The 22,827-nt window shown below is 68.1% G+C and carries 20 protein-coding genes and 3 pseudogenes; 11 read left to right on the top strand and 12 right to left on the bottom strand.

All coding sequences use genetic code 11. The annotated features are described in order from the left end of the window. Window positions 1–288 precede the first annotated feature (288 nt). The 3 genes from ACFV1J_RS19965 to ACFV1J_RS19955 form a co-directional block, all read right to left on the bottom strand. The gene (locus ACFV1J_RS19965; RefSeq protein ID WP_385859891.1) at window positions 289–417 is read right to left on the bottom strand and encodes a hypothetical protein; all 129 of its coding nucleotides are present in this window, start codon (window positions 415–417) and stop codon (window positions 289–291) included. A 314-nt stretch (window positions 418–731) separates the two neighbouring features. After that, window positions 732–1,559 (bottom strand): alpha/beta fold hydrolase, encoded by an 828-nt coding sequence (locus tag ACFV1J_RS19960; RefSeq protein ID WP_385859889.1) that lies wholly within the window; start codon window positions 1,557–1,559, stop codon window positions 732–734. 978 nt (window positions 1,560–2,537) lie between these two features. Beyond that, window positions 2,538–3,374 carry an enoyl-CoA hydratase/isomerase family protein gene (locus ACFV1J_RS19955; protein ID WP_385859887.1) on the bottom strand — a complete coding sequence of 279 codons (837 nt, stop codon included), beginning with the start codon at window positions 3,372–3,374 and terminating at the stop codon, window positions 2,538–2,540. 401 nt (window positions 3,375–3,775) lie between these two features. On the opposite strand from ACFV1J_RS19955, the gene ACFV1J_RS19950 reads away from it, so the two are divergent. Then, window positions 3,776–4,384 carry a DJ-1/PfpI family protein gene (locus ACFV1J_RS19950; protein WP_385859885.1) on the top strand — a complete coding sequence of 203 codons (609 nt, stop codon included), beginning with the start codon at window positions 3,776–3,778 and terminating at the stop codon, window positions 4,382–4,384. Window positions 4,385–5,367: 983 nt separating this feature from the next. On the opposite strand, the gene ACFV1J_RS19945 is transcribed toward ACFV1J_RS19950, so the two are convergent. From ACFV1J_RS19945 to ACFV1J_RS19935, 3 genes and pseudogenes are all read right to left on the bottom strand, one after another. Continuing rightward, window positions 5,368–5,901: a GNAT family N-acetyltransferase gene (locus tag ACFV1J_RS19945; protein ID WP_385859883.1), complete on the bottom strand. Its 534-nt coding sequence runs from the start codon at window positions 5,899–5,901 to the stop codon at window positions 5,368–5,370. Window positions 5,902–6,189: 288 nt separating this feature from the next. After that, window positions 6,190–7,513 (bottom strand): annotated as a pseudogene (locus ACFV1J_RS19940) (NAD(P)/FAD-dependent oxidoreductase); the annotation flags it as partial. Continuing rightward, a pseudogene (locus ACFV1J_RS19935) lies at window positions 7,503–7,712 on the bottom strand (ferredoxin); the annotation flags it as partial. The pseudogenes ACFV1J_RS19940 and ACFV1J_RS19935, both read right to left, overlap by 11 nt. A 153-nt stretch (window positions 7,713–7,865) precedes the next feature. On the opposite strand from ACFV1J_RS19935, the gene ACFV1J_RS19930 reads away from it, so the two are divergent. Beyond that, entirely contained in the window at window positions 7,866–8,009 is a 144-nt protein-coding gene (locus tag ACFV1J_RS19930; protein ID WP_385859881.1) for a hypothetical protein, read from the top strand. A gap of 536 nt (window positions 8,010–8,545) precedes the next feature. Here ACFV1J_RS19930 and ACFV1J_RS19925 read toward each other — a convergent pair. After that, the gene (locus ACFV1J_RS19925) at window positions 8,546–8,731 is read right to left on the bottom strand and encodes a hypothetical protein (RefSeq protein ID WP_385860019.1); all 186 of its coding nucleotides are present in this window, start codon (window positions 8,729–8,731) and stop codon (window positions 8,546–8,548) included. On the opposite strand from ACFV1J_RS19925, the gene ACFV1J_RS19920 reads away from it, so the two are divergent. Continuing rightward, entirely contained in the window at window positions 8,706–9,431 is a 726-nt protein-coding gene (locus tag ACFV1J_RS19920; RefSeq protein WP_385860007.1) for an IS5 family transposase, read from the top strand. The genes ACFV1J_RS19925 and ACFV1J_RS19920 overlap by 26 nt on opposite strands. 266 nt (window positions 9,432–9,697) lie before the next feature. Here the strand turns inward: ACFV1J_RS19920 and ACFV1J_RS19915 are convergent, their stop codons facing one another. Beyond that, window positions 9,698–10,396 carry a type 1 glutamine amidotransferase domain-containing protein gene (locus ACFV1J_RS19915; protein WP_385859879.1) on the bottom strand — a complete coding sequence of 233 codons (699 nt, stop codon included), beginning with the start codon at window positions 10,394–10,396 and terminating at the stop codon, window positions 9,698–9,700. Window positions 10,397–10,621: 225 nt separating this feature from the next. Between ACFV1J_RS19915 and ACFV1J_RS19910 the strand changes: the two genes are divergently transcribed. Continuing rightward, window positions 10,622–10,780 carry a hypothetical protein gene (locus tag ACFV1J_RS19910; RefSeq protein WP_385859877.1) on the top strand — a complete coding sequence of 53 codons (159 nt, stop codon included), beginning with the start codon at window positions 10,622–10,624 and terminating at the stop codon, window positions 10,778–10,780. Between the two features lie 9 nt (window positions 10,781–10,789). Here ACFV1J_RS19910 and ACFV1J_RS19905 read toward each other — a convergent pair whose 3' ends face one another. After that, window positions 10,790–11,650 carry an alpha/beta fold hydrolase gene (locus ACFV1J_RS19905; protein ID WP_385859875.1) on the bottom strand — a complete coding sequence of 287 codons (861 nt, stop codon included), beginning with the start codon at window positions 11,648–11,650 and terminating at the stop codon, window positions 10,790–10,792. Between the two features lie 568 nt (window positions 11,651–12,218). Between ACFV1J_RS19905 and ACFV1J_RS19900 the strand changes: the two are divergent. Further along, window positions 12,219–12,329, top strand: a pseudogene (locus tag ACFV1J_RS19900) (IS5/IS1182 family transposase); the annotation flags it as partial. Window positions 12,330–12,372: 43 nt separating this feature from the next. Further along, window positions 12,373–12,843 carry a hypothetical protein gene (locus ACFV1J_RS19895; protein ID WP_385860017.1) on the top strand — a complete coding sequence of 157 codons (471 nt, stop codon included), beginning with the start codon at window positions 12,373–12,375 and terminating at the stop codon, window positions 12,841–12,843. A 415-nt stretch (window positions 12,844–13,258) separates the two neighbouring features. On the opposite strand, the gene ACFV1J_RS19890 is transcribed toward ACFV1J_RS19895, so the two are convergent. Beyond that, a complete protein-coding gene (locus ACFV1J_RS19890) occupies window positions 13,259–14,095 on the bottom strand; it encodes an alpha/beta fold hydrolase (protein ID WP_385859873.1) in 837 nt (278 codons plus the stop codon). Window positions 14,096–14,622: 527 nt separating this feature from the next. Between ACFV1J_RS19890 and ACFV1J_RS19885 the strand changes: the two genes are divergently transcribed. Both ACFV1J_RS19885 and ACFV1J_RS19880 read left to right on the top strand, forming a co-directional pair. Further along, window positions 14,623–15,351: an alpha/beta fold hydrolase gene (locus ACFV1J_RS19885; protein ID WP_385859871.1), complete on the top strand. Its 729-nt coding sequence runs from the start codon at window positions 14,623–14,625 to the stop codon at window positions 15,349–15,351. Between the two features lie 255 nt (window positions 15,352–15,606). Then, entirely contained in the window at window positions 15,607–16,443 is an 837-nt protein-coding gene (locus ACFV1J_RS19880) for an alpha/beta fold hydrolase (RefSeq protein ID WP_385859869.1), read from the top strand. Window positions 16,444–16,469: 26 nt separating this feature from the next. On the opposite strand, the gene ACFV1J_RS19875 is transcribed toward ACFV1J_RS19880, so the two are convergent. After that, window positions 16,470–16,964 (bottom strand): carboxymuconolactone decarboxylase family protein, encoded by a 495-nt coding sequence (locus ACFV1J_RS19875; RefSeq protein WP_385859867.1) that lies wholly within the window; start codon window positions 16,962–16,964, stop codon window positions 16,470–16,472. Window positions 16,965–17,087: 123 nt separating this feature from the next. Between ACFV1J_RS19875 and ACFV1J_RS19870 the strand changes: the two genes are divergently transcribed. The 3 genes from ACFV1J_RS19870 (at window position 17,088) to ACFV1J_RS19860 (ending at window position 19,952) form a co-directional block, all read left to right on the top strand. Next, entirely contained in the window at window positions 17,088–18,068 is a 981-nt protein-coding gene (locus tag ACFV1J_RS19870) for a pirin family protein (RefSeq protein WP_385859865.1), read from the top strand. Window positions 18,069–18,078: 10 nt separating this feature from the next. Further along, window positions 18,079–18,420, top strand: coding sequence for a GNAT family N-acetyltransferase (locus ACFV1J_RS19865; RefSeq protein WP_385859863.1), 342 nt, complete (start codon window positions 18,079–18,081; stop codon window positions 18,418–18,420). Between the two features lie 287 nt (window positions 18,421–18,707). After that, a complete protein-coding gene (locus ACFV1J_RS19860) occupies window positions 18,708–19,952 on the top strand; it encodes an MFS transporter (protein ID WP_385859861.1) in 1,245 nt (414 codons plus the stop codon). Between the two features lie 24 nt (window positions 19,953–19,976). Here the strand turns inward: ACFV1J_RS19860 and ACFV1J_RS19855 are convergent, their stop codons facing one another. Further along, complete coding sequence (locus ACFV1J_RS19855) at window positions 19,977–22,724, bottom strand: AAA family ATPase (protein ID WP_385859859.1); 2,748 nt, start codon at window positions 22,722–22,724, stop codon at window positions 19,977–19,979. Between the last annotated feature and the right edge of the window lie 103 nt (window positions 22,725–22,827).

Below are 22,827 nucleotides of genomic sequence, written 5' to 3'. Positions count from 1 at the left end.
ATATTCATGAATCCGGTAGATTCTGCTCGACCGTTTCCGGGTCCTGGCGGTTCAACGTGTGGAGTGCGTCGTGATGCCTGGATCTGTCGTGGATTCGAGGGTGGAGACCGGGGGAGCACGGTCGTAGCGACGGCCGGTGGTGCGCTGTGATTGTCGATGACGAAAGCCACGCGGCCGACTCAACCCCTCCCAGATTTCTCCCGCAGACCGCGAGGTTGCACTGCTGACCAGGTGAGGGCGCGCGCGCTCCGCAGGGGCGGGGAGCGGCTGCCCGGATCACGGACCGGTTCACAGCGAGGTCCGGGACGGTACGCCGTACGTCCGGAGCCGGCCGTCCCGCCACGCGACAGCACGCAGGCGCGGGCCCGCCCAGGCCAGCGCGGCGACCGCCGCGCCCGTGCCGTCCAGTTCGCGCATCCGGCGCAGGCGTGCCTGCGGTCGCCCGGCTGTGGTGTGCCACAGGGCTACGGTGCCGTCGCCGCGGCTGGCCAGATGGCCGCCAGGCCGGCGCGGTCACCGTCTCGTGGCAGCGGAGCGAGCGCGGTGCGGTGCCCTCCGGGCCCTTGCCGGAGAAGTCCCAGACGGCCACATCGGGTGTGCCGTCGGCGGCCAGCCAGAAGCCGGTGTCGTCGAAGGCGAGCCGGGAGGCCGGCCCGAGTCCGAGGGCGCGGGCGTTCCTTCGTCGTCCTGGGCGACGGCGAGCAAGAACTTGCGGCTGACAGGGTCGGCTTCTACTTGTTGAGGAATTCCAGCAGGTCCCGGTTGAACCTCTCCTCGTCGCCCGGCACCATCGCGATGCCGTGGGAGCTGCCCTCGTACACCTTCAGCTCGGCGTTCGGGATGATCTGGGCGGACTTGCGGCCGGTGGCGTCGATGGGCACGACCTGGTCGTCGTCGCCGTGCACCACCAGGGTGGGGATGTCGAATTTCTTCAGGTCTTCGGTGAAGTCGGTGTAACCGAAGGCGTCCACGCATCGCACGCCGCCTTCGATGGTCTGCGACATCGCCATGTACCAGAAGGCGTCCTTGTTGCCCTGGGTGACGTTGTTGCCGGGGCGGTTGGCGGAGAAGAAGCCCTCCGAGGTGTCCTTCCAGAACTGGGAGTGCTCGGTGAGGACGCCGTTCTTGAGGGCGTCGAACACCTCGTCCGGAACGCCCTCGGGATTTTTGTCAGACTTGATCATCACCGGTGGGATGGCGGACAGCAGCACCGCCGAGCGCAGCCGCCCGGTACCGTGTCGGCCGATGTAGCGCGCGAGTTCGCCGCCATCCATGGAGTGCGCGACCAGGGTGACGTCTCGCAGGTCGAGGTGGATGAGCAGGTCGTTGAGGTCGTCGGCGAAGGTATCGAAGTCGTAGCCGTCCCAGACGGGCGTGGAGTGTCCGTGGCCGCGGCGGTCGTGCGCGATTCCGCGGTATCCGGCGTCGACGACGGCCTTGAGTTGGTGCTGCCAGGCGTCGCCGTTGAGCGGCCAGCCGTGGAGGAACACCACGGGACGTCCCTGGCCCCAGTCCTTGTAGAAGATCTCGACACCGTCGCGGGTGGTGCAGATGGGCATGTGGCCTCCGTCGGCGCAGCGCCGGCCGGCTATCTGGGCAGGCCGGGTGGAAGAGAGGGATGCTCTGGCATCCGCTTGCCGGCCGAACGCATGCCCGCACTAGGCGCAAGCGCCGGCTGCCAGATGGCCTACGTGACGGTGTGGCGCCGGCCCCCCCGGTCGAGCCGACACTCGCCGAAGCACGACGATCGCCGCCTGGGGATGAGCCTCCGCGGCGTACGGGATCGCGGAGCAGAAAGTGGACGGTTTCCGGGCCAGCCCTTCGCGCGTGCCGGACTCGTGGTGATCCTGACATTGCCGCCGCGGCCGCCGAGCTGAGCGAGGCCCTCGTGCTCGACGGTGAGCTCGTGGTACCGCACGAGGGGTGGCTGCATTCGGTGAGCTGCAGCGCCGTCCAGGCCACGAAGGAATGTCCTGCCTGATCGTTTTCATCGTTTGTGGCCACCGCGGTCCAACTCGGTCCAGCGCACGATGCTGGCGTTGCGTTCGGCCATGGCCCTGATGAGGCGGCCGTGTTGGTGAGCCAGTAGGTGTGCAGCCAGCCGGGGAAGACGTTGATGGTGGCGGTGCCGTCCTGGAGCAGGCGCCGCCGGTAGTCGGGGTCGGTCCACGCCTTGGCGAGGACCTTGACGCGGTTGCGGAAGGAGCCGAGCGGGTTCCGCACGAGTTGCGGGGCGTGCCCCACGGCCGGGAGCGAGCCGGGCGCGATACCCAGGGTGTATCGGAGGTCTGCACGTCGGGATCGGTCACGGCGTCCTTCCAGCGACGAGACGGAAAGGGCGCGGACGTCCAGCGTTCGACGCACACGACGGATCGCCGACCTCACCGTTCGCAGCGACTCCCCCGACCTTGGCGCTGACCGGCTTGGTCGGGTCGGCGGCGAGGATGAGGCCAGCAGGGTCCTGCGTCTAGCCTGTGTGGGGTCATCACACTCGCCGAGAAGGTGCTGATTCTGCGACGTGGCAGCCGCTGGCGCTGTCAGCGAGGGAACTCCGCCACGGCCTTGCCGAGGTCGCGTTCGAGATCACCAGGCGTCTGGAGGCCCCGGTTCGCGAGGTAGTCCAGGCGCTCGCGGGTTCCGGGCAGTGCGACCAGGCTGAGGAACGTGGCCGAGTCGGAGCGGACATTCGCTGGGTGTGGCGGCGTGAGATCGTTGATCGCGCGTTTGGCGGCTCTGACCCCCGCGGGTGGGAATCCGGCGATGCGCTTGGCCGGGCACTCGACGAAGCCGTCCAGTTCCAGGTCGGGCAGGGCGCGGTTGATCCAGCCGTAGCGCTCTGCGAGGTCGGCGTCGAAGTCGTCGGTGCCGGTGATGGCCTCGATGGCACGCGTTCTGCCCAGCCGCCGGGTCAGGTGCTGGATTCCGCCGGCGCCGGGCTGGGCGCCGGTGCCGGACTCGAACTGCCCGAAGACCGCGTTCTCGCGCGCGGCGAAGATCATGTCGCAGGCCAGGGCGAGTTCGTTGCCACCGCCGCGGGACCTGCCGCGCACCTTGGCGATGGTGATCAGCGGGACGTGCGCCAGTTTGTACAGGAACATGCCGAGCGAGGCGTCACCGGGGCCGCCGGCCTTGGCGGCTTCTGCGGTGTACTGCGGGATCGCCGTGAGGTTCACGTGCGCCGAGAAGAATTCGGGTGAGGCGCTGTCGATGACGACGACCCGCACGTCGCCGGGGTCTGTGTACAGCGTGTCGACGAGCGAGACCAGGTCACGGACGAGGTCGACGCCGATGAGGTTGAGGGAGCCGGCGTTGAGGGTGGCGAACAGGACACCGGCCTCCTCTCGGGTCCGAATCGACGAGTAGGCGAAGCTCATGATCTCTTCTTTGGGTGAAGGGAGCGGAGGGGAGCTGGGAAAGGGCCGAGGTTCGACTGGAACCACTCCAGGGCCGTGCGCCGGTGGTGCCGTGGTGCTCGGCGATGAGCGTCAGCAGTAGGTGGGGCGGACCTGCCCGATCTACTGTTCGGTCGAAGTGGCCGTCTGGGGTCAGCTGCAGCCGCTTGGGCTCAAGGGCATGTTCCTAGGCGGCGAGCGCCAGGTCGGCCTTGGCATGACTGCGCTCGTGTCGACTCTGGTCGAGGCTATCGCAACCTCCTCGGGCCGGATCTACTGTTTGGACGGGCGACAGACATGCCATCAGTCGCTGACTGGCTCTGGTCCCGGAACGGCGTGCCAGGGAAGAGTGCAGATCTGACGCCGTGCTTGAAGGAGATGTGATGCAGGTAGCCGTGGTCACCTTCGACGGGTTCAACGAACTCGACAGCTTCATCGCTTCCGCGCTGATCAATCGATGCTCCAAGGACGGTCTGGAAGCCTTCATCACGACGCCGACACCGGTGGTCATGTCGATGAACGGTGTAGAGGTGACCGGGCAGCGCCCGATGGAGTTCGTGACCGAAGCCGAGGTCGTGCTGATCGGTAGTGGCGTGAAGACACGAGACGTGGTCGCCGACGACCGGCTGATCTCCCTGCTGCCGCTCGACCCTTCGCGACAGCTCGTCGGTGCGCAGTGCTCCGGCGCGCTGGTGCTTGCCCGGCTGGGGTTGCTGGGCGGCATTCCGGCTTGCACCGACATCAAGAGCCGGCCTTTCATCGAAGCCTGCGGCGTGACCGTGCTGGACGCGCCCTTCCATGCGGAGGGGAACATCGCCACGGCAGGAGGCTGCATGGCGTCCCAGTACCTCGCCACCTGGGTTATCACCCGGATGCTCGGGGAGGAAGCCGCGCGCGAGGTCATCGGCTACGTTGCTCCGGTCGGCGAAAACCGGGAGACCGCCGAGCGCGCCATGCGCGCCATCCGCACGGGAGCGGTCGCACTGCTCTGACATCCCGTGATCAGTCTCGGCACAATGAAGGTCCACCATCTTGCAGCTGTCCGGTCACGGCCTGCTGTGAGGTGGCGGTCGGTGCTGGTCACCGGCGGTTGTCGGAATTCAGGCTCTCGTTCGGGGCTTCGATGATCACGGGCCCACGGATTCCCCTGGCGCCGCACCCAGGAGACCAAATGAACGAACTGCCCACCGAGGCGATCGAAGCCCACGGCGGGAAGGCACGCTGGCGCCGCCTCACCCGGGCGCGAGCCACGCTTGTCAGCGGCGGTGATCTGTTCGCCGTGAAAGGTTTGCCGCAGGATCCCGCGCCGCGCGAGATGACCGTTCTCCTCCACGACGCGTCGGTCAGGCCCTTCGGAGCTCCGGACCAGAAGAACCCACTTCATGCCCGGACGTGTGAGCATCGACAAGCTCGACGGGTGGGTGGTGGCCGAACGCGAGGACCCACGGTCGTCCTTCACCGGCCACACTCTGGAGACCCCTTGGGACCCGCTGGACCGCGCCTACTTCAACGGTTACCTACTTCAACGGTTATGCCCTGTGGACCTACTTCACCACCCCGTTCCTGCTGGCCATGCCCGGCTTCACGGTCACCGAGATCGAGCCGTGGCGGGAAGGAGACGAATTCTGGCGAGGACTGCGTGCCACGAGATTGCCAGCCACAGCACCCACCAGGACTTCTACTTCGGCCCCGACCGGCTGTTGCGCCGACACGACTATCACGTCGATGTGGCAGGCGGATTCGCCGCCGTGCAGTACGTCTACGACATCGTGGAGGCGGACGCATCGTGCTGCCCACCAAGCGCCGGGCGTACCGCCGTGCCGCCGATGGCCATCCCACCCTCGATCAGGTCATGGTCTCGCTCGTCCTCAGCGACATCCACTTCAGCTGACAGTACGGAGAACAACTGGCCGATGCGCTCGATGGTGGTGAGGAGCTGGTCGGCTGCCTTGTGGTGATCGACGGCTCGGCCCGATCATGCCTGGAACTCGGTGAGATCGATGGCGTGAACGCGCAGTGGATAGCCGTACACCGGGTGTACCGTCTCCCGCTCGGGCACCATGCCGAGCTTGCGGATGACGTTCTCGGAGGCGTTGTCCCCCACCCGGTTAATGCTGACGACGCGGTCCAGGCCTCGGTCCTGGAGCGCGAACTCCAGCGTGGTGTGGGCGGCTTCGGACGCGTATCCCTGGCCCCAGAACTGTGAGCCAAGCCGCCAGCTGATCGCCACGGCTGGCATCACCTCCGGCAGGAACTCAGGCACGGACAGTCCCGTGAAGCCGATCAGTTCGCCCGAGGCCAGCAGCTCGACGGCGAAGAGTCCGAAGCCTTCTTCATCCCACTCCTCCTCCCACCGCTCGATGTCCCCGGCCGTGTGGTCCAGGTCGCGCACCGAGCCGTCGTCGATCCAGCGCATGACCCGTGGGTCCGCGTTGATGTCCGCCATCGGCGCGAGGTCGTCGTCGTGCCAGCTACGGAGGAGGAGACGGGGTGTGCGGATCTCGGTCATGCGCCCATCCTGCCGAAGGTAAGCGCCTCTTCGGTAATCCGGCGCTCACCAGCGCGGCCGCTCCGGAAGCCGACACCCTTTTGGCGACCGGGTCGGCCAAGGCACGTCAGTGGTGGTGGCCGTGCCGGTCGAGGGTCTCGACGGGGGTCGCGCCGGGGCGGGTCCGTTGCGGTACGGGGAGGCGGCTCGGGCCCAGGCGGTGCTCCCGCCTCGGTGTCGGGGCCTGGGTCTGGCGGATGACCGGGTTCTCGCCGGGGAACGCTTGTCATCGCTCGGACGAGGTGGCAGGACACGCCGCTCGGTCGGTGAGTGGCCGGTCAGGGTGACGGTTGGTTCGTGGGTGGGCAGGTGGGGGTCGGGAACGCCGGATCGACCGGCTGCGCGGCGTCGGTACGGCCGTCCACCACCGGGTAGTCCGCCGGGAACGACGCTCCGGTCTCGATCTGCTGCCGGTAGTGCCCCAGCCACTTGCCCGCGTCGAAGGAAGTCGCGGTGATGACCCGGCCGCGATACCCGTACACCGCGACGAACCGCTCCTCGGCGAGTGCCCCCTGCGCCAGGACCAGTTGGTCGCCCAGCGTCGGCACACCCACGAACATCGGCACCCACAGGTGCGGGCGGCGCTCGGGGCCCGGGCTGATCATGTCATGGGCGGCGATCCGGGCCTGTTCGACCGCGTTGCCCCAGTGCTCCAGCGACAGGAACTGGTATCCGAACAGCGGGTGCGGGCTGCGGGCGACGTCGCCCACTGCATAGATGTCGTCGGTGACGATGCCGTTGACGTCGAACACCCGGCATCCCGCGTCGCAGGCGATTCCCCTGGGGCCGGCGGCCACTCCGGAGCCGGCGAGCCATTCGGTGTTCCGGATGGCGCCGAGACAGACCACCGCCACGTTGACGTCGATCGCCGATCCGTCGGACAGGTGGGCGCGCCGCGGCCGTCCGGCCTGGTCGCCCTCCAGCGCGGTGATACTGGCTCCGCAGCGCAGGTCCACTCCGCTATCCCGCTGGAGCCGGGCCGCCACCGTCGCGAGCACCCCGCCGAGGGCGCCGACCAGCGGTGCCGGGCCGCGTTCGGCGATCGTCACCTCCAGGCCGCGCTCCCGGCAGTCGGAGGCGATCTCGGAGCTTGTGAAGCCGGCGCCGATCACCAGCGTCCGACGGGGCCGGTGGCGAGTTTCCGGACCAGCCGAGCGGAGTCGTGGCGTGTACGCAGTACGAAAACCCCGTCCAGCGCCGCCTGGTCCGGGTGGAACCAGGGCCGGGCCTTGGTACCGATGGTGATCAGCAGGCGGTCGTAGGGCACGGTGTCGCCGTCGGTCAGGATCACCTGCTTGGCGGTTCGGTCCAGGCCCGCGGCGGCCAGGCCCAGACGCCATTCGGCGTCGATGTCACGCCTGCGCGGCAGCGCGGTGGCCTCGGCATCCTCCAGCCCCAGCAGCACCTGCTTGGACAGCGGGGGCCGGTCGTACGGCTCGTCGCCGATCAGGGTGAGCGAGCCGGTGAAGCCCCGGTCGCGGAGGACCTCCGCCGCGCGCAGTCCGGCCAGCGAGGCGCCGACGACGATGCGCCCCTCCCGCCGGAGGGCTTCGGCATCGGTGTCAGCCGACACGGCCCTCCACCCCCTTCGTCGGCTCGTCGGAGAAGTCGACGAGAATGGCCTGGACCGGGCAGGCAGCCGCGGCTTGTTCCACCTGGTCACGCAGTGCCTCGTCGAAGCGTGAGGTGTAGAGCAGCGCCTCATCGCCGTGCAGCGGGAAGACGTCCGGGGCGAGGAAGGCGCACTGCGCGAATCCCTCACACCGGTTGAGAAGAAGGGGCGCGCAGTCGCACCGCTTCCAGGAGGAATGCGAAGCCTGCGCACCCCGGGCAGTCTGGAGGTGGGGCGCATGGCATGTCCTCAAGTCGCACGGTTGGCAGTGGCGACGTCACCGCTGACGCCCGGCGCGTCGGGAAGAGGCCCCATGAACGAACATCCGCTGATCGAAGACCACGGACTCATCGGTGACCTGCACACGGCCGCGCTGGTGTCCACCGGGGGAACGATCGACTGGTTCTGCAGCCCGCGACGACTCGCCGAGCATCTTCGCCGCACTGCTCGACGGTGACAGCGGCGGTCACTGGGCGATCACCCCCCCACGCGCCGACGTATGCGACCAAGCAGCTCTACTACCCGGACACCTGTGTGCTGCTCACCAGATTCATGACCGAGCAAGGCGTCGGCTCGGTCGTGGATTTCATGCCTCCCGCCTCGCCACGCAGTCCGACGAACCAGCACCGGCTGGTCCGCATGCTGCGCTGCACGCGTGGCGAGATCTCGTTCGACATCGAGATCGCCCCGCGGTTCGACTACGCGCGGCAACCGCATGAGGTCACGTCGTCCATGGGCGGCTGGCATTTCGCCGGCCAGGGCACGGACTTGACCATCCATGTGGTGGACACACTCGACAACGAGCGCCTGGACGACCGGAGAATCCGCGCAGGTAACGCGCTCATGTCCATTAGGCCGGCGAGCCGGTATGACCTGCGGCCCCGTGCTGGAGACGTTCGCCGACGGTCCGCCCCGCATCGTTCCGCCGGAGGAATGCGAGCGCCTTCTGGAGGACACCATAGCGTTCTGGCACAACTGGCTGGCGCATTCGCGCTACACCGGACGGCTGAGGGAGACGATCAACCGCTCTGCCATGACGCTCAAGCTGATGACGTACGCCCCGTCCGGGGCCACGGTCTCGGCTCCGGCGGCTGCGCGGGCCAGGGCGGTGAGGTGTTCGTGTAGCGGGTCGGCCAGTTCGGTCAGCTCCGGGATGATCTCCTGCGGGGTGCGGGGCAAGTGTTCGCCCAGCAGGGTGGCATGGCGAGCGGGCGTCCTTTGGTCAGCCGCCCGTGCTGCGGGTGATCCGTCGACGGCCGGTGCGGACGCGAACGGCACGCGCGCGCCGGACCCGGACCGGGCCGCAGTGCGACGGCGTCGCAGGGCCAGGGCGGAGGCCGCCGGGCTCGGCCGGTCCCGAGGCGGGCTGAGCAGCAAGGTCCATGCCGCGGTCGACGCCACGGGACTGCCGCTGTCGTTCGTCCTCACCCCCGGACAAGCCGGGGACAGCCCTCAGTTCCAGACCGTGCTGGGCAAGATCCGCATACCGGGGCCGGTTGGTCGCCCCCGCACCCGGCCGGAGCCCATCGCTGCAGACAGGGCCTACTCCTCCAAGGGCAACCGGGCCTACTTACGCCGGCGCTGCATCACGGCGGTGATCCTGGAGAAGATCGACCAGCAGCCGAGCCGGAAGAAGAAGGGCTCGGTCGGCGGACGGCCCGTCACCTACGACAAGGAACGCTACAAACAGCGCAATACCGTCGAACTCTGCTTCCAGAAGATCAAGACCTGGCGCGGCCTGGCCACACGCTACGACAAGGCACCCGACAGTTACGCGGCCGGACTCCACCTCCGTGGGTCGATCAAGTCAACTGCGCCTGTGCCGGCGGCGGACCGGTGTGCGGCTTGCGTGGCGTCCCCAAATGCAGGCCCCAGGTAGGAGGGAGCTTCGAGAGGCTGCTCCGACGCGAGGGGTCTCGCGTATCGACCGGTGTGACGGGGGACACTGAGCTGTTCCAGCACGGCTGCTGAGGCGTCGGCGATCCGCTCGCCTGCCGCCGGCAGCAGTCACCCCGGGTGGCGCGAGCACGGTCCGGCATCCGGGAATCAGGCGTCCGCCGACGCCCCTTGATCAGAACAGTCAGCCCTGTCGGGCCTCAACCCGGCGGGAGCCCGGCTCCTGTGACCGAGAGTCAGCAGATGCTTTCAGGAGGACAGAGCCTTGACGAGTTCCTTGGCGAGGGGCCCCGAGGACGCCGGGTTCTGGCCCGTGATGAGGTTGCGGTCCGCGACCGTATAGGGCTCCCAGGCAGGGCCACGCGAATAGTCGGTAGGCAGCTCCTTCAGCTCGTCCTCCAACAGCCACTTTGCCTTGTCGGTAAAACCGACACCGGCCTCCTCCTCGTTGCAGAAACCCGTCACCCGGTAGTTCGCAAAGGGCGTGTTGCCGTTCGCGTCACGGGTCGCAAGGAAAGCGGCCGGGGCATGACACACGACGCCAAGGGGTTTGCCGGAGGCAAGTGCCTCCCGCAGGAGCGCCCCAGAATCCGGGTCGACCGAAAGGTCTTCCATCGGGCCGTGGCCTCCCGGGTAGTAGACCGCGTCGTAGTCATCGAGACGCACGTCCTTGAGGGAGATGGGGTGCCGCAGCTCCTCGGCCTTCTCGATGACGGCTTCCTCCCGGAGGGAGTTTTCCTCGCCACCTGCCATACCGGGCCGCAGGCTCATCGTGTCCACAACGGGAATGACGCCCCGCGGAGTTGCCACGGTGACCTCGTGTCCGGCATCGGTGAACACGGTGTAAGGCGCCACGAACTCCTCGGCCCAGTAGCCGGTGGGGTGCCGATGCCCGTCCTTCAAGGTCCAATAGCTTGCGCCGGTCATCACGCACAACATCTTGGCCATGGGATGCTCCTCTAGAAGATGCCACCCGGGGAGGGTGCAGTATGGCCAGTTTGAGACTTCCATATCAAGCGTGAGCAGAAAACTCGGAAACTGCAACTTGCGGCCGATTGGTTTACGCGTATCGTATGTGAGCGTCAAAACGATAATGGAATTCTGGCGCCGAAAAATAGGATGCGCGCGGCCCCGACAGCAGAATATTTCGGAGGATTGCCATGATCAAAGCCTATGGGCAACGGTCCGGACCGCTACTTCCTTGTGGTACACGCCGTCGACGTGGAAGAACTGGAGGTGTCCGGGAAAACGACCCCTGCCTACCTGGAGTTTCTCCTGTTCAGCCACGGACTTGCGAGAGCGACGTTGTACGGCACCTTTGAGCGGGCCTAGCCTTTCATTTCACTTCTTCCGCACATAGTCCTCGGCGGCGTCGACGATCAGGTTCTTGACCGCCTGCGGGTGGGAAACGAGGGAGACGTGCGAGGAGTTGATCTCCACTGTCTTGCGGGCGTTCGCGCGCTTCGCCTCGAACAGCTCTAGGGCCGGGTTGATCGCCTGGTCCTGTCTGCCGACGAGTACGTACACGGGCTTGTTCCGCCAGGCGGCGCCGGTGAGCTTGTCCGCGAACGCCGATAGGGCGATCGGTCGCTGGGTGGCTCCCATGAGGTTGGTCTGGCTGGTGGGCAGGTCGGCGGCGAAGACCTGGTGCAGTTTGTCCGGCTGTACGTAGACGTCCGTGCCGGTGGTGCTGTCACCGTTGCTGAAGGGCACCCGCTTTAGGGCCTTGGTGAGCGGCGCGGCCGGGAACTTCGCGGAGAGGCTGGAGAAGGACTCTCCCGTGTCCGGCATGATCGCGTTGATGTAGACGAGGGCCTTGACGTTGTCGTTTCCGGTGGCGGCCTGGGAGATCACCTCTCCGCCGTAGGAGTGGCCGACCAGGACGATCGGTCCCTTGACAGACTTCAGGAAACTTGCGAGGTAGGCCGAGTCCTGGGGAATGCCGCGGAGCGGGTTGGCCGGCGCGTCCACGGTGTAGCCGTTCTGCTGGAGCCGCTGTACGACCCCGTTCCAGCTGGACGCGTCGGCGAAGGCGCCGTGCACGAGCACGATGGTGGGCTTCTCCCGGCCGGGATCGCCGCCCGGACCACCGGCCGGCGCCGTTTCGGCTGTCAGTGCGGAGGTGAATCCCGATACGGCCAGAAGAGCCGCAGTCCAACGGGCCGTGTGCACGATACGGAGGGACTCGCGGGATATTCGCATGCCGGTCCTTCGGTGCGGGGACGTCGGACGACGCCCGGGATTCCATATTCGATGGCACCTGACGGCTCGTCCTGGCGCAGGGGCCATTCGAGTGAACTCAGAATCACGACATCACTGCCGCGGACTGTGGTGGGCAAAGGTTCGTCACCGAATTCCCGGGAGGTCGCCGGCCTCGACGCCACTTTATCCCGGTGCCTTCGGTTTCCCCGCCCGGCCGACGGCAACGAACTCGATTTTGATTTTTTTCCGAGTCGCGGAATACGGCCGCCGAGTACACGAACGGTTTCTTTTCATCCCTGATCGGAGTGTGCTCGACTCCCAACTCGTCCAGCCACGTCATCCAGGCTTCCAGGTCGGCATGCGTACCACCTGGAACGATACGTGGTATTCCAGGCTCGTGACGGCGAAGGACAGGTGGTGAAAGCCAGTGATTGTTGGCCCAGTTCCCTCAGTCATGGCTTACGTCTGGCCGCTTTCGTGGTCAGGCTGCTCCTATAGACCCGGAGCCTCTGGGAAGTCTTCTTCACGACCCAGCAGTCCTGGGCAGCAACAAGCGGACGAACCGGACGATCACGCCCTCGGCAGCCGATCCCGAGGAGGACTGACCACCAAAATCCACCTCGCCTGTGACGGCAAGGGACGCCCGCTCGCCATCCTCCTGACACTGGGCCAGCGCCATCACCCACGACGACACCTTCCACCTCGTCGACCGGGCCCAGTGGATGCTGATCCGCGACGTTACCTGGCGCGAGATCGACAACGCCGCCGACCTCCCCCTCATCGGAGGATTCCGCGTCCTCGCCGACTGGCTCTGCATCGCGGCAGCCGTGCGACCGTGCCCGACCGGCAAGTTGAAGACCGGATGCGGCAAACGCCACCTGTTCTGGGAGACCCCACGCGCCTCCGACGGAATCGTGAGCGGCTACACCGGCGACCAAGGCGATCGGCTCGGCGTCACCGTCGGCCGCACCATCATCGGCGCCGCCACCGGCAGCATCGTGCCCATCTTCCTGCCCAACCGCAAAGACCACCGGACCGGAAGCTTTACGTGGGTCCCCGGCGTCGTCCCCGTTGCGGTCATTCGGATCACGGGCGCCCAGGCTACGGCCCCTTCCCCAGAGAGCCGTAGGGCCCGTGCCGCGCGCATGAGGCAGGCCGGCGGCGGGGGGCGCCCCGCTGCCCCTCATGAGTGACCGCCCGCCCGAAAGGGAGGGAGCGTGCGCGCCAGGAAGTCCAGGATTCGGCAGTGCCATTGCGGCGGCATTGCATGCAAGGGGCAGACCCGGTTACGGGGGATACCGAGCCTGCCCCGGCACAAAGGCGCCTGCTGCCTCCCCCCGGGCGGATGGGCGCCACAACCCCGCCCGGGGGCACTCCTGTCAGCGCGCCGCACGTCAGGGGTGTCATGGATGGACAGACATGATGGCGAGACCGCCACTCTTGTGAAGGCGCGGCACTTATCGCCCTTACCGCTCGATCGTGGAAGGCGCACACACCCATCAGGGATCCGCGGCACGTCGCCGTGTGCGACGTGCCCATGGCGGGCTGGTCCTTATACCCCGACGGCAGTCTCGGGCCGCAGGCCCGTCGGGCGGGCCTGCGGCAGGGTCACTTCGCCAGGAAGCCGAGGAGCGCGGTGTTGACCTCTTCCGCGTGGGTCCACAGCAGGCCGTGCGGGGCGCCCTCGATCTCCACGTAGTCGGCGGACGGGAGCGCCTTGTGGAACGGCCGCGCGGTTCCCTCGACGGGCAGGATCCGGTCGCCTGTACCGTGCAGGATCAGGGCCGGCACGTCGATGGCCGGGATGTCGGCCCGGAAATCGGTGTACCAGGTCGACGGCGCGGCCGCGGCGGCGAAGAAGCCGCCACCTGCCGCCACGTTCCAGCTGTTGCGGACCGCTTCCTCGCTGATCTTGGTACCGAGGTTCTCGTCCAGGTTGTAGAAGTCCTTGTAGAAGTCCGTGTAATACGCGTAGCGGTCCGCCTTGACAGCCGCGACGATGCCGTCGAAGAACTCCTTCGGGGCGACCCCGTCGGGGTTGTCGTCCGTCTTGAGCAGGCAGGGTTCCAGCGAGGCCAGGAAAGCGACCTTGGAGACCCGGGCGGAGCCGTAGGCGGACACGTAGCGGGCGACCTCACCGGTGCCCATCGAGAAGCCGACCAGGACGGCGTCCCGCAGGTCGAGGGTCTCCATCACCGTGTTCAGGTCCGCTGCGAAAGTGTCGTAGTCGTAGCCGGTCGTCGGCTGGCTCGACTGCCCGAAGCCGCGGCGGTCATAGGTGATCACGCGGTAGCCCGCGTCCAGCAGTACGGCGCTCTGCCGCTCCCAGGAGTGGCCGTCGAGCGGGAAGCCGTGGATGAGGACGACCGGCTGGCCGGTGCCGTGGTCCTCGTAGTAGAGGTCGATGCTGGTGGAGTTCTCCTGGCCCACGGTGATGTACGGCAAGATCTCGTTCCTTCTTCCGGAGTGACTGGCGCACGCAGGACCACGCTCCGTCTCGATGGGGGACGGTGCTGTACGGACGGCATCGGGGCATCGGCTGCCGACGTCCGGGCATTCGTGGCCTGCGCGGTGCGGTATGTCAGCACGCTAGGGCGAGCGTTCCACCGCGTGTTGTCATCGAGCGCACCTCTTATTGCCTGGGAGTGCCAGGACGGGGACGTGCTCCGGCACGCTGCTGTGCAAGGCTCCTCGAGGGCGTCCCTCGCCGGCACTCCCCGCGGGCGCCGACAGACCACGGGCGATGCACCGACAGACAAGTCACCTCCTCCGGTCGCCTCTAATGTGCTGTTCACGCCCGCGGTCCATCCCCGGCCCGGCCGCCGCGCGCGCCGATCCGGCCCGGCGAAGCAAAACGGCTGAGGCAGCGTTCGTTTCTCCGCTGCCACTCGCTCCCGGCAAGGCAGTGAACCCGTTCCCGACCGCCCGGCAGTGCAACGCCGATCACCATGACATCAACAGGGAGTTGTGCCTTGTCCCGTTCCGACAGCCCGACCGTCGTCCTGGTCCACGGCGCCTTCGCCGACGCCTCCAGCTTCGCCCGCGTCATCCCGGGCCTGATCGCCCGCGGCCTGGACGTGGTGGCGCCGGCGGTGCCCAACCGAAGCCTGCTCGGCGACTCCGCCTATATTGCCTCGATCGTCCGTCAGATACCTGGACCTGTCGTCCTGGTCGGACACTCCTACGGCGGTGCCGTCATCACCGTCGCCGGCGTGGAGGACAACGTCAGAGGGCTGGTCTACCTGGCCGGTTACGCCCTGGAAGAAGGCGAGAGCCTGGGCGAGCTGCAGGGCGGCTTCCCCGACTCCGACCTCGCCGCCGCGCTCGTCTACACCCCCTTCCCGATCGAGGGTTCCTCTGTTCCCGGCACCGATGTGTCGGTCCAGATCGAGAAGTTCCCGTCCATCTTCGCCGCCGACGTCGAACCCCGCCTCGCCTCCGTACTCGCCGTCTCCCAGCGTCCGCTGGCCGCTGGTGCCTTCAGCGAGAAGGCACCGAAGGCGGCTTGGAAGACCAAGCCCTCGTGGGGTGTAGTCGCCACAGCCGACCACACCATCAATCCGGATGTGGAGCGATATGGCTACCAGCGGGCCGGCATGACCACCGTCGAGGTCGACTCCTCGCACCTGGTGATGCTCGCCCACCCCGAGCGCGTCATCCAGCTGATCGAGGAGGCCGTACGGGCCACCGCCGCCGACTGACCCGGCTTCTCCCTCGATGGGCGGCCGCTGCCCGGACAGCCGGCCGGCGGCGGTTCCTCCGCCACCCGGGCGCTCATGGCCGGGCTCCGCGGGCCGGCATCGGCACACGGCGCTTTCGTTGCCCGACCGCGGTGATCCACGAACGCGGCCGACCCGGGCTGTCACCGAACCTTGCGGTGCCCGGCGCACACGCCGTCCCCGTCCCCGTCCGTCCCGGGGACGCGTCCCCCTTCGCCACCCCGTAGGAAGTCACCGATGAAATCATCGATCTCCCGCCGCGCTGTCACCGCCTCCCTCCTGGCTGGCGCCGTCGTCCTGGCAACCCCCGGTGCCGCCTTCTCGGCGACGTCAACAGCGGACAACCAGCGGGCCGACCCGCACCGGCACCCGGCCAAGCCCACCATCGTCCTGATCCACGGTGCGTTCGCCGACGCCTCCAGCTGGGGCGCTGTCGTCGAGCGCCTCCTGCGGCAGGGGCACCACGTACTGGCGCCGGCGCTGCCGTTGCGCGGGCTGGCGAGCGACGCCGCCTATGTCCGCAGCGTGGTGGACAGCGTTCCGGGACCGATCCTGCTCGTGGGCCATTCCTACGGCGGGTCCGTCATCAGCCAGGCCGCAGCTGAGTTTCCGCGTGTCAAGGCCCTGGTTTACGTAGCCGCTTTCGTCCCCGATATCGGTGAAAGCGCGCTGGAGCTGACGAACAAGTACCCGGGCAGCACCCTGGCGCAGGCCACGTCCACCCAGTCCTACCCGCTGCCCGGTGGCGGCACCGGTGAGGAGCTGATCATCAAAAGAGACCTGTTCCGCGCACAGTTCGCGGCCGGCGTCCCTGATCCGACCGCTCAGGTGATGGCCGCGGGTCAGCGTCCGGTCGCGGTGGCCGCCCTCCAGGAGAAGGCCATCGCCGCCGCGTGGAAGGAGATCCCCAGTTGGTATCTCGTGGCTGCCGAGGACCGCAACATCCCACCGGCCGCCGAGCAGGGGATGGCCGAACGGGCCGGCGCCCGGACCATCACGGTCCGCGCACCCCACGCGGTCGCCGTGAGCGACCCCGGCCCCGTTACCGACCTGATCCTGCGCGCTGCCTGCTGAGCGGGCAGAGGCAGCGATCACCCACGTCAGGACCGACTGTCAGGGGAGGCGGTGACACGGTGCTTGCTCAGGATGGAGACCCGGTTGAACGCGTTGATGGCGATCGCCACCCAGATCACCGCGGAGATCTCGTCGTCGTCGAGGAGCTGGCGAGCGCATTCGTAGGCGCGTTCCTGAGCGACGGCGTTCGCGGGTTCGGTGGTTGCCTCCGCCAGGGCGAGGGCCGCTTGCTCCCGCTCCGTGAACAGTTCGGTGTCGCGCCACGCGGCCAGCACGCCCAGACGCTGAGGGGTCTCGCCGGCGCGCAACGCGGCCCTGGTGTGCACGTTGAGGCAGTAGGCGCAGCCGTTGATCTGTGACACACGGAGGTTGATCAGCTCTACCAAGCTACGGTCCAGCGCCGCCTCGGCGGCGACCGCACGGACCGCCTCCGCCGTCTCGACCAGTGCGTGGTAGGCCTTGGGGCTCTGCTTGTCGATGAAGACTCGCCGGGTCGCCGGATCTGCTGTGGTGTCAGTCAATCTGGACTCCTTCAGGGCCGCCCCCGACCTTCGCTCGCTCCGCAGCGCATACGAGGGGACACGGACTTACTATCAGACATGATTGTTGAATATGAAATCACATCCGGATGGAGAGGGCGCTCGATGAGCAACGTCGAAGTGGATCCCACCGCGCTGCGCTGCGCTACCGGCGACCACGGCCGGCCCGAGCCGCAGGTCGACGTGCTGTCCGCGCGGGACGTCCCGCTGGGCGGCCCAAGAGCGATGACGGTGCGGCGCACGTTGCCGCAGCGGGCCCGAACGCTGATCGGGGCCTGGTGCTTCGTCGACCACTATGGGCCGGACGACGTCGCCGACACGGGCGGCATGGACGTCGCTCCCCATCCGCACACCGGTCTGCAGACCGTGAGTTGGCTGTTCAGCGGGGAGATCGAGCATCGCGACAGCCTGGGCAGCCATGCATTCGTACGGCCCGGCGAGCTGAATCTCATGACGGGCGGGTACGGCATCAGCCATTCGGAAGCCTCCACCGCCGGCACCACGATCCTGCACGGCGTCCAGTTGTGGGTGGCTCTGCCCGAAGAGCACCGGCACACCGGCCGTGACTTCCGGCACTACGTGCCGAGCCCGGTGCGGATGGGCGGGGCGGAAATCAGAGTGTTCCTGGGATCCCTCACAGGTGACACCTCCCCGGTGCGGACGTTCACGCCTTTGCTCGGCGCCGAACTCGTCCTCGATCCGCGCTCGACGACCACCCTCCCGGTGCATACCGACTTCGAATACGGCCTGCTCGTCGACCAAGGGGACGTCCGCATGGCCGGAACACTTCTGCGCCCGGCGGAACTGGGCTACTTCGGCACCGGAAACGACACGCTGACGTTGACGAACGAGACGGACGCCCCCGCTCGGGCGGTCCTGCTCGGTGGGACGCCGTTCGAGGAACAGATCGTCATGTGGTGGAACTTCATCGGCCGCAGCCACGAAGACATCGTCGAAGCCCGGCAAGCCTGGGAGAGCGCATCCGACCGCTTCGGCAGCGTCGACGGTTACGACGGCGACCGCCTTCCCGCGCCCGCCCTTCCGAATGCCACCATCGCGCCGCGCAAGAACCCGACGCACCACTGAAAGGCCCACGATGACACAGCCCGCCGCCGCTCCGACCGTTCAGCGAGTCGACGCAAAGCACCGGTACGAAATCCTGGTCGACGGCAAAACCGCCGGCCTCACCGCGTACCGCGACCACGATGACCAGCGCGTCTTCTACCACACCGAAATCGACGACGCCTTCGCCGGGCAGGGCCTGGCCTCGCTCCTCGTCCAGCAGGCCCTGAGCGACGTACACGCCTCCGGGAAACGCGTCGTACCGGTCTGCCCCTACGTGGCGAAGTTCCTCACGAGGCACGACGAATTCGCAGATGTAGCCGACCCCGTGACCCCAGAAGTCCTGCGGTGGCTGAAGACCGTGCTGGCGCAGTGACCTCCGCGCCACCACCTGCTCCCCGGGGTTTCCGGTCCAACGGTTCCACCGAGCGAGGCGGTGTCCACTCGGTGGACACCGTCCTCGGTCTCCGCTGCGAGGGGCGCGCTCCGCAGGCCTATCTCTCACGGAGATGACTGACATCCCGAAACCATCGTCTCGGATGACGAAGCGCTGAGGGGTGGATCGGCGCCTATGCCTGCGTGACGGCATCGAAGAAGCCGCCGGCCACTCCACAGCACGTCCTCCGCGCCGGACTCCCGGATCGCCCCGTCCAGAAGGTGCACATGTCCACACCATCCGAGCTCCGAAGCTCGCGCCGGCCCGCAACCGCAACGGCCCCGCACCGCGTGCCGGGTTGGCTGATCGCGCTCCTGGCCGTCGCCTCCGGCATGACGGTCGCCAACCTGTACTACGCCCAACCCCTGCTGTCCTCGCTGAGCAGTGTCTTCCACACCAGCACGGCCACCGCCGGGGCGCTGATCACACTGACCCAGGTCGGCTACGTGATCGGCATGCTCTTCCTGGTCCCGCTCGGCGACCGGCTGGAGAAGCGCAACCTGATCACCGTTCTGCTGACGGTCACCACCCTCGCGCTCCTCGCGGCCGGATTCGCCACCAGCTTCCCCATGCTGCTGATCGCCTCACTCGTCAGCGGGGCCACCTCGGTCGTCGCCCAGATCCTCGTGCCGTTCGCCGCCAGCCTCGCACCCGACCACGCCCGCGGCCGCATCGTCGGCCGGGTGATGAGCGGGCTGCTCACCGGCATCCTGCTCTCCCGCACGTTGAGCAGTCTGGTCTCCGACCTCGCCGGCTGGCGCGCCGTCTTCCTCGGTTCCGCCGCTCTGATGGCCGTGCTCGCCGTGGCCCTGCGCGCGGCCCTGCCGCAGCACGCGCCGACGACCACCATCCCGTACCACCACGTGCTGCGCTCCACCGTCCGGCTGGTGCGCACGCACCCGGCACTACTGCGCCGTGGCCTCTACCAGGCCGCGATGTTCGGCGCTTTCAGCGCCTTCTGGACCACGGTCTCCTTCGTCCTGACCGGCCCTCGCTTCCACTACTCGTCGGTCGGGGTCGGTGTGTTCGCCCTCGTCGGCGCGGCCGGAGCGGCCATCGCCCCGTTCGCCGGGCACTGGGCCGACCGTGGGCTCGTACGTCCCATGACCGGCATCGCCTTCGTGGTCACCGCTCTGGCCTTCGCGCTCGCCGGGTTCGGCGGACACAGCGTCGTACTGATCGCCCTGGCCGCGATCCTCATCGACATGGCAGTACAGGCCACCCTGATTCTCGGCCAGCACACCGTCTACCAACTCGACCCCGCCGCCCGTGCCCGCCTCAACAGCGCCTTCATCGCCACGTTCTTCGCGGGCGGAGCGGTCGGCTCCCAACTCGGCTCCGTCGTGTACCACGCCGGAGGCTGGACCGCCCTCACCGCCTTCGGTGCGGCCCTGCCCGTCCTCGCCCTCCTTTACTGGGTCACCGAACGTCGGCAGGGGGCGGCAACGAAGCCGAGCACAGCGGGCAGGTAGCTCCGGGTGCCCCACGGGGTGCGGTCAGTTCATGCCCAGCTTGTCCCTCAGCTGGCCGCGCGAGGTGATCCCGAGCTTCGGGAAGATGCGGTACAGGTGCGCACCGACCGTTCGCGGTGACAGATACAGCTGCTGGCCGATCTCCTTGTTGGACAGGCCGTCCGCCGCGAGCTGGGCGATCTGCAACTCCTGAGGTGTGAGCAGGTCCCAGTCGCTGCGGCTTTGCCGCTTGCTGCCCTCGCCCGCCGAGCGGAGTTCCTGGCAGGCCCGTTCGCGCCACGGTTCCACGCCGAGGGACGCGAACGACTCCCGGGCGATCCGCAGCGGAGTGCGGGCTTCCATCACGCGGCGACGCCGTCGCAGCCAGGCGCCGTGGGCGAGCATGAGCCGGGCGCGAGCAAAGGGCGCACGGGACATGTCCAGATCGAACGCCGATCGGAAGTGTTCTTCCGCATGCTCGTCGTCAGCGAGCAGCGCCTGAGCGAATCCCAGGTTGATCCGGATCAGTTGGGCCTCGCTGGCCCCGGTGGACGTGACGAGTTGTTGCAACGCGGCCTTCGCCATGGCTCGTTGATCATCGCCCGTGGCAGCCTCGGCCAACTCCGCGATGGCGATGGTCTGGAGGAACGGATGGTAAGCCGGGTCGACCGGGTCGAAGACCCGCCAGACGCAGTGGAACGCCTCGGCGTGGTCACCAGCGGCGAGGCCGATGAGGCCACGAGTGATCTGGATGAACGCAAGATTGGAGGGGTGGGCCACGGACAAACCTCGGCCCTCCGCCTCTGCGATGACGGTGAGCGCCGTGTCCAGATCTCCGTGCAATGCGGCGAACTGCGCCTTCGCGATCCGCGCACCGGTCAGCCAGCGCGGCTGGGCGTTCTCCTCGGCCAGCCGCATCGCCTCGGCCACGGCCGGGAGTCCGGTCTCCCAGTCGACGGTGTGCACGGCGCTGAGGGCGAGGGATACCAAGGTCTGGGCCAGCAGGCCCAGACGGCCCTGGCCACGCAGACCGGCCGCCGCGTGCCGGAGAAACCCGGTGGCGCGGTCGTACGCGTTGGCCATCGTGGCCGCCGTGCCCAGGGTGGCGGCGGCCTGAATGTCGTACCCGCCCTGACGTTCCAGACGCTCCAGGCGGTCGAGTACCGTCGCCGCCCGCTCCACCGGGGTGGCCGCCGCCAGCGTGTACACCAGGTCCGGGTGGAGTTCCGAAACGGGGAGCCGCTCGGCCGCGGCCACGACGCGTTCCCGCAGTTCCCGTCCGGGGTCCGACCACCAGCACCGCCGTGCGGCTGAGCGCAACAGCCGTAGGGCCAGTTCGGGATCGCCGGCCTCGGCGGCCCGCTCCGCTGTGGTGATCAGCAGATGGATCCGGGGTGTGCTCGTGTTGATATCCACTTCGAGGCCCTCGCGCAGCTGGAGCAGGCGGGCCCGCTCCAGCACACCGAGTTCCAGCTGGTCGGCCTGGTGCAACAGGCTTGCCGCGCGATCTGTCCGGCCGAGTTCGAGGCCCAGTTCCGCGGCGCCCAGAAGGCGGGCCACTCTTCCGGAAGGGACTTCGCTCAGTGCTGTGGCGCGTTCCAACGCCGTCAAGGCAACCGCGGCGGCGCCACGCCCGCTCGCTCGGCGAGCCACCTCGTCCAGTTGCCGCGCCACTGCCTCGTCGGGACGGCCGATGGCCGCGGCCCGGTGCCAAGCCTGCCGATCAGGCTGTCCGTGAAGGGTGTGGGCAAGTGCGCCGTGGGCGGCGAGGCGGTCCGCGAGCGTTGCCGAGCCCAGGACGGCGGAGCGCACCAAGGGATGGCTGAAGCCGATGCGGAACTCGTCGACGGACACCAGACCCGCTGCTATGGCGGGCTCCAGGGAGCGTGCGGAAATCTCGGTGCCCGCAAGTGCCGAAGCGGCGGTGAGCACTTCGGTCAACGCACCGTCGTCGTCGGCGGCGGTGATGAGCAGCACCTGGCGTGTGTCGAAAGGAAGATCGGCCAGCCGTGAGGCGAAAGCGCGCTCAAGTCGGGTGGTGAGGGGGAGCGCCGGCGATACCGCGGACTCGGCGGCCACCCTGTCCGCCCTCAGGGTGATCGGGAGCTCGATCAGGGCCAGGGGGTTGCCGGCGGACATGTCCGCCACAAGGCGGCGTACCGCTGGGTCGAGGCCGGGACTACGGGCGTCCAGCAGAGCGTCGGCCGCGGTTGGCCGCAGAGGCTTGAGGTGCAGCGCGGGGATGTCGGGGGCGCCCGGCCACGCCGTGCGGCCTTCTTGGCCTGCAAGGAGCAGGCCGAGGGGTTCGGCACCCACGCGGCGCGCGAGGAATCCGAGCACGTCCAGGGTCGGCCTGTCGAGCCACTGGGAGTCATCCACGACCAGCAGCACGGGGGCTTCGGCGGCCGCCTCGCCGAGCAGGCTGAGTGTGGCCAGGGCGATCATGAAGAACTGGGGCGCGGAGGCACTGGGGGAGGGCTCCGCCATGCCGAAGGCGCCCAGTAGCGCCTCCGCCTGAGCGGGGGGAAGGCGCGAGACGCGATCCGTCATGATGTGGGTCAGCTGGTGCAGCCCCGCGAACGGCAGATGGGTCTCGGCCTGTACACCCGACGCCTTGAGGACGGTGAATCCTGAGTTCCGGGCCCGGGTGACGGCGTGGTCCAAGAGGGCGGACTTGCCGATTCCGGGGGCTCCTTGAATCAGTAGCGCACTGCCGCGCTCGGGCAGTCCGTCGACCACTGCGTCGACGGTCGCCAGCTCCTCATCCCGACCGAACAGTTTGCTGCCCGACATTCTTTGTTCCCCTGCGCCGGTGTTCTGACCTGGATAGTTGCAGTCTATGTGTGCGCAGAGAACACCAGAGAGTGCGGTGAGTCGAAAGCCCTGGGCGCCTCGC

Source organism: Streptomyces sp. NPDC059649, from assembly GCF_042734445.1.
GTDB lineage: Bacteria > Actinomycetota > Actinomycetes > Streptomycetales > Streptomycetaceae > Streptomyces.
The sequence above is the reverse complement of the archived record's forward strand: the minus strand, read 5'-3'. Positions and strand labels throughout refer to the sequence as shown.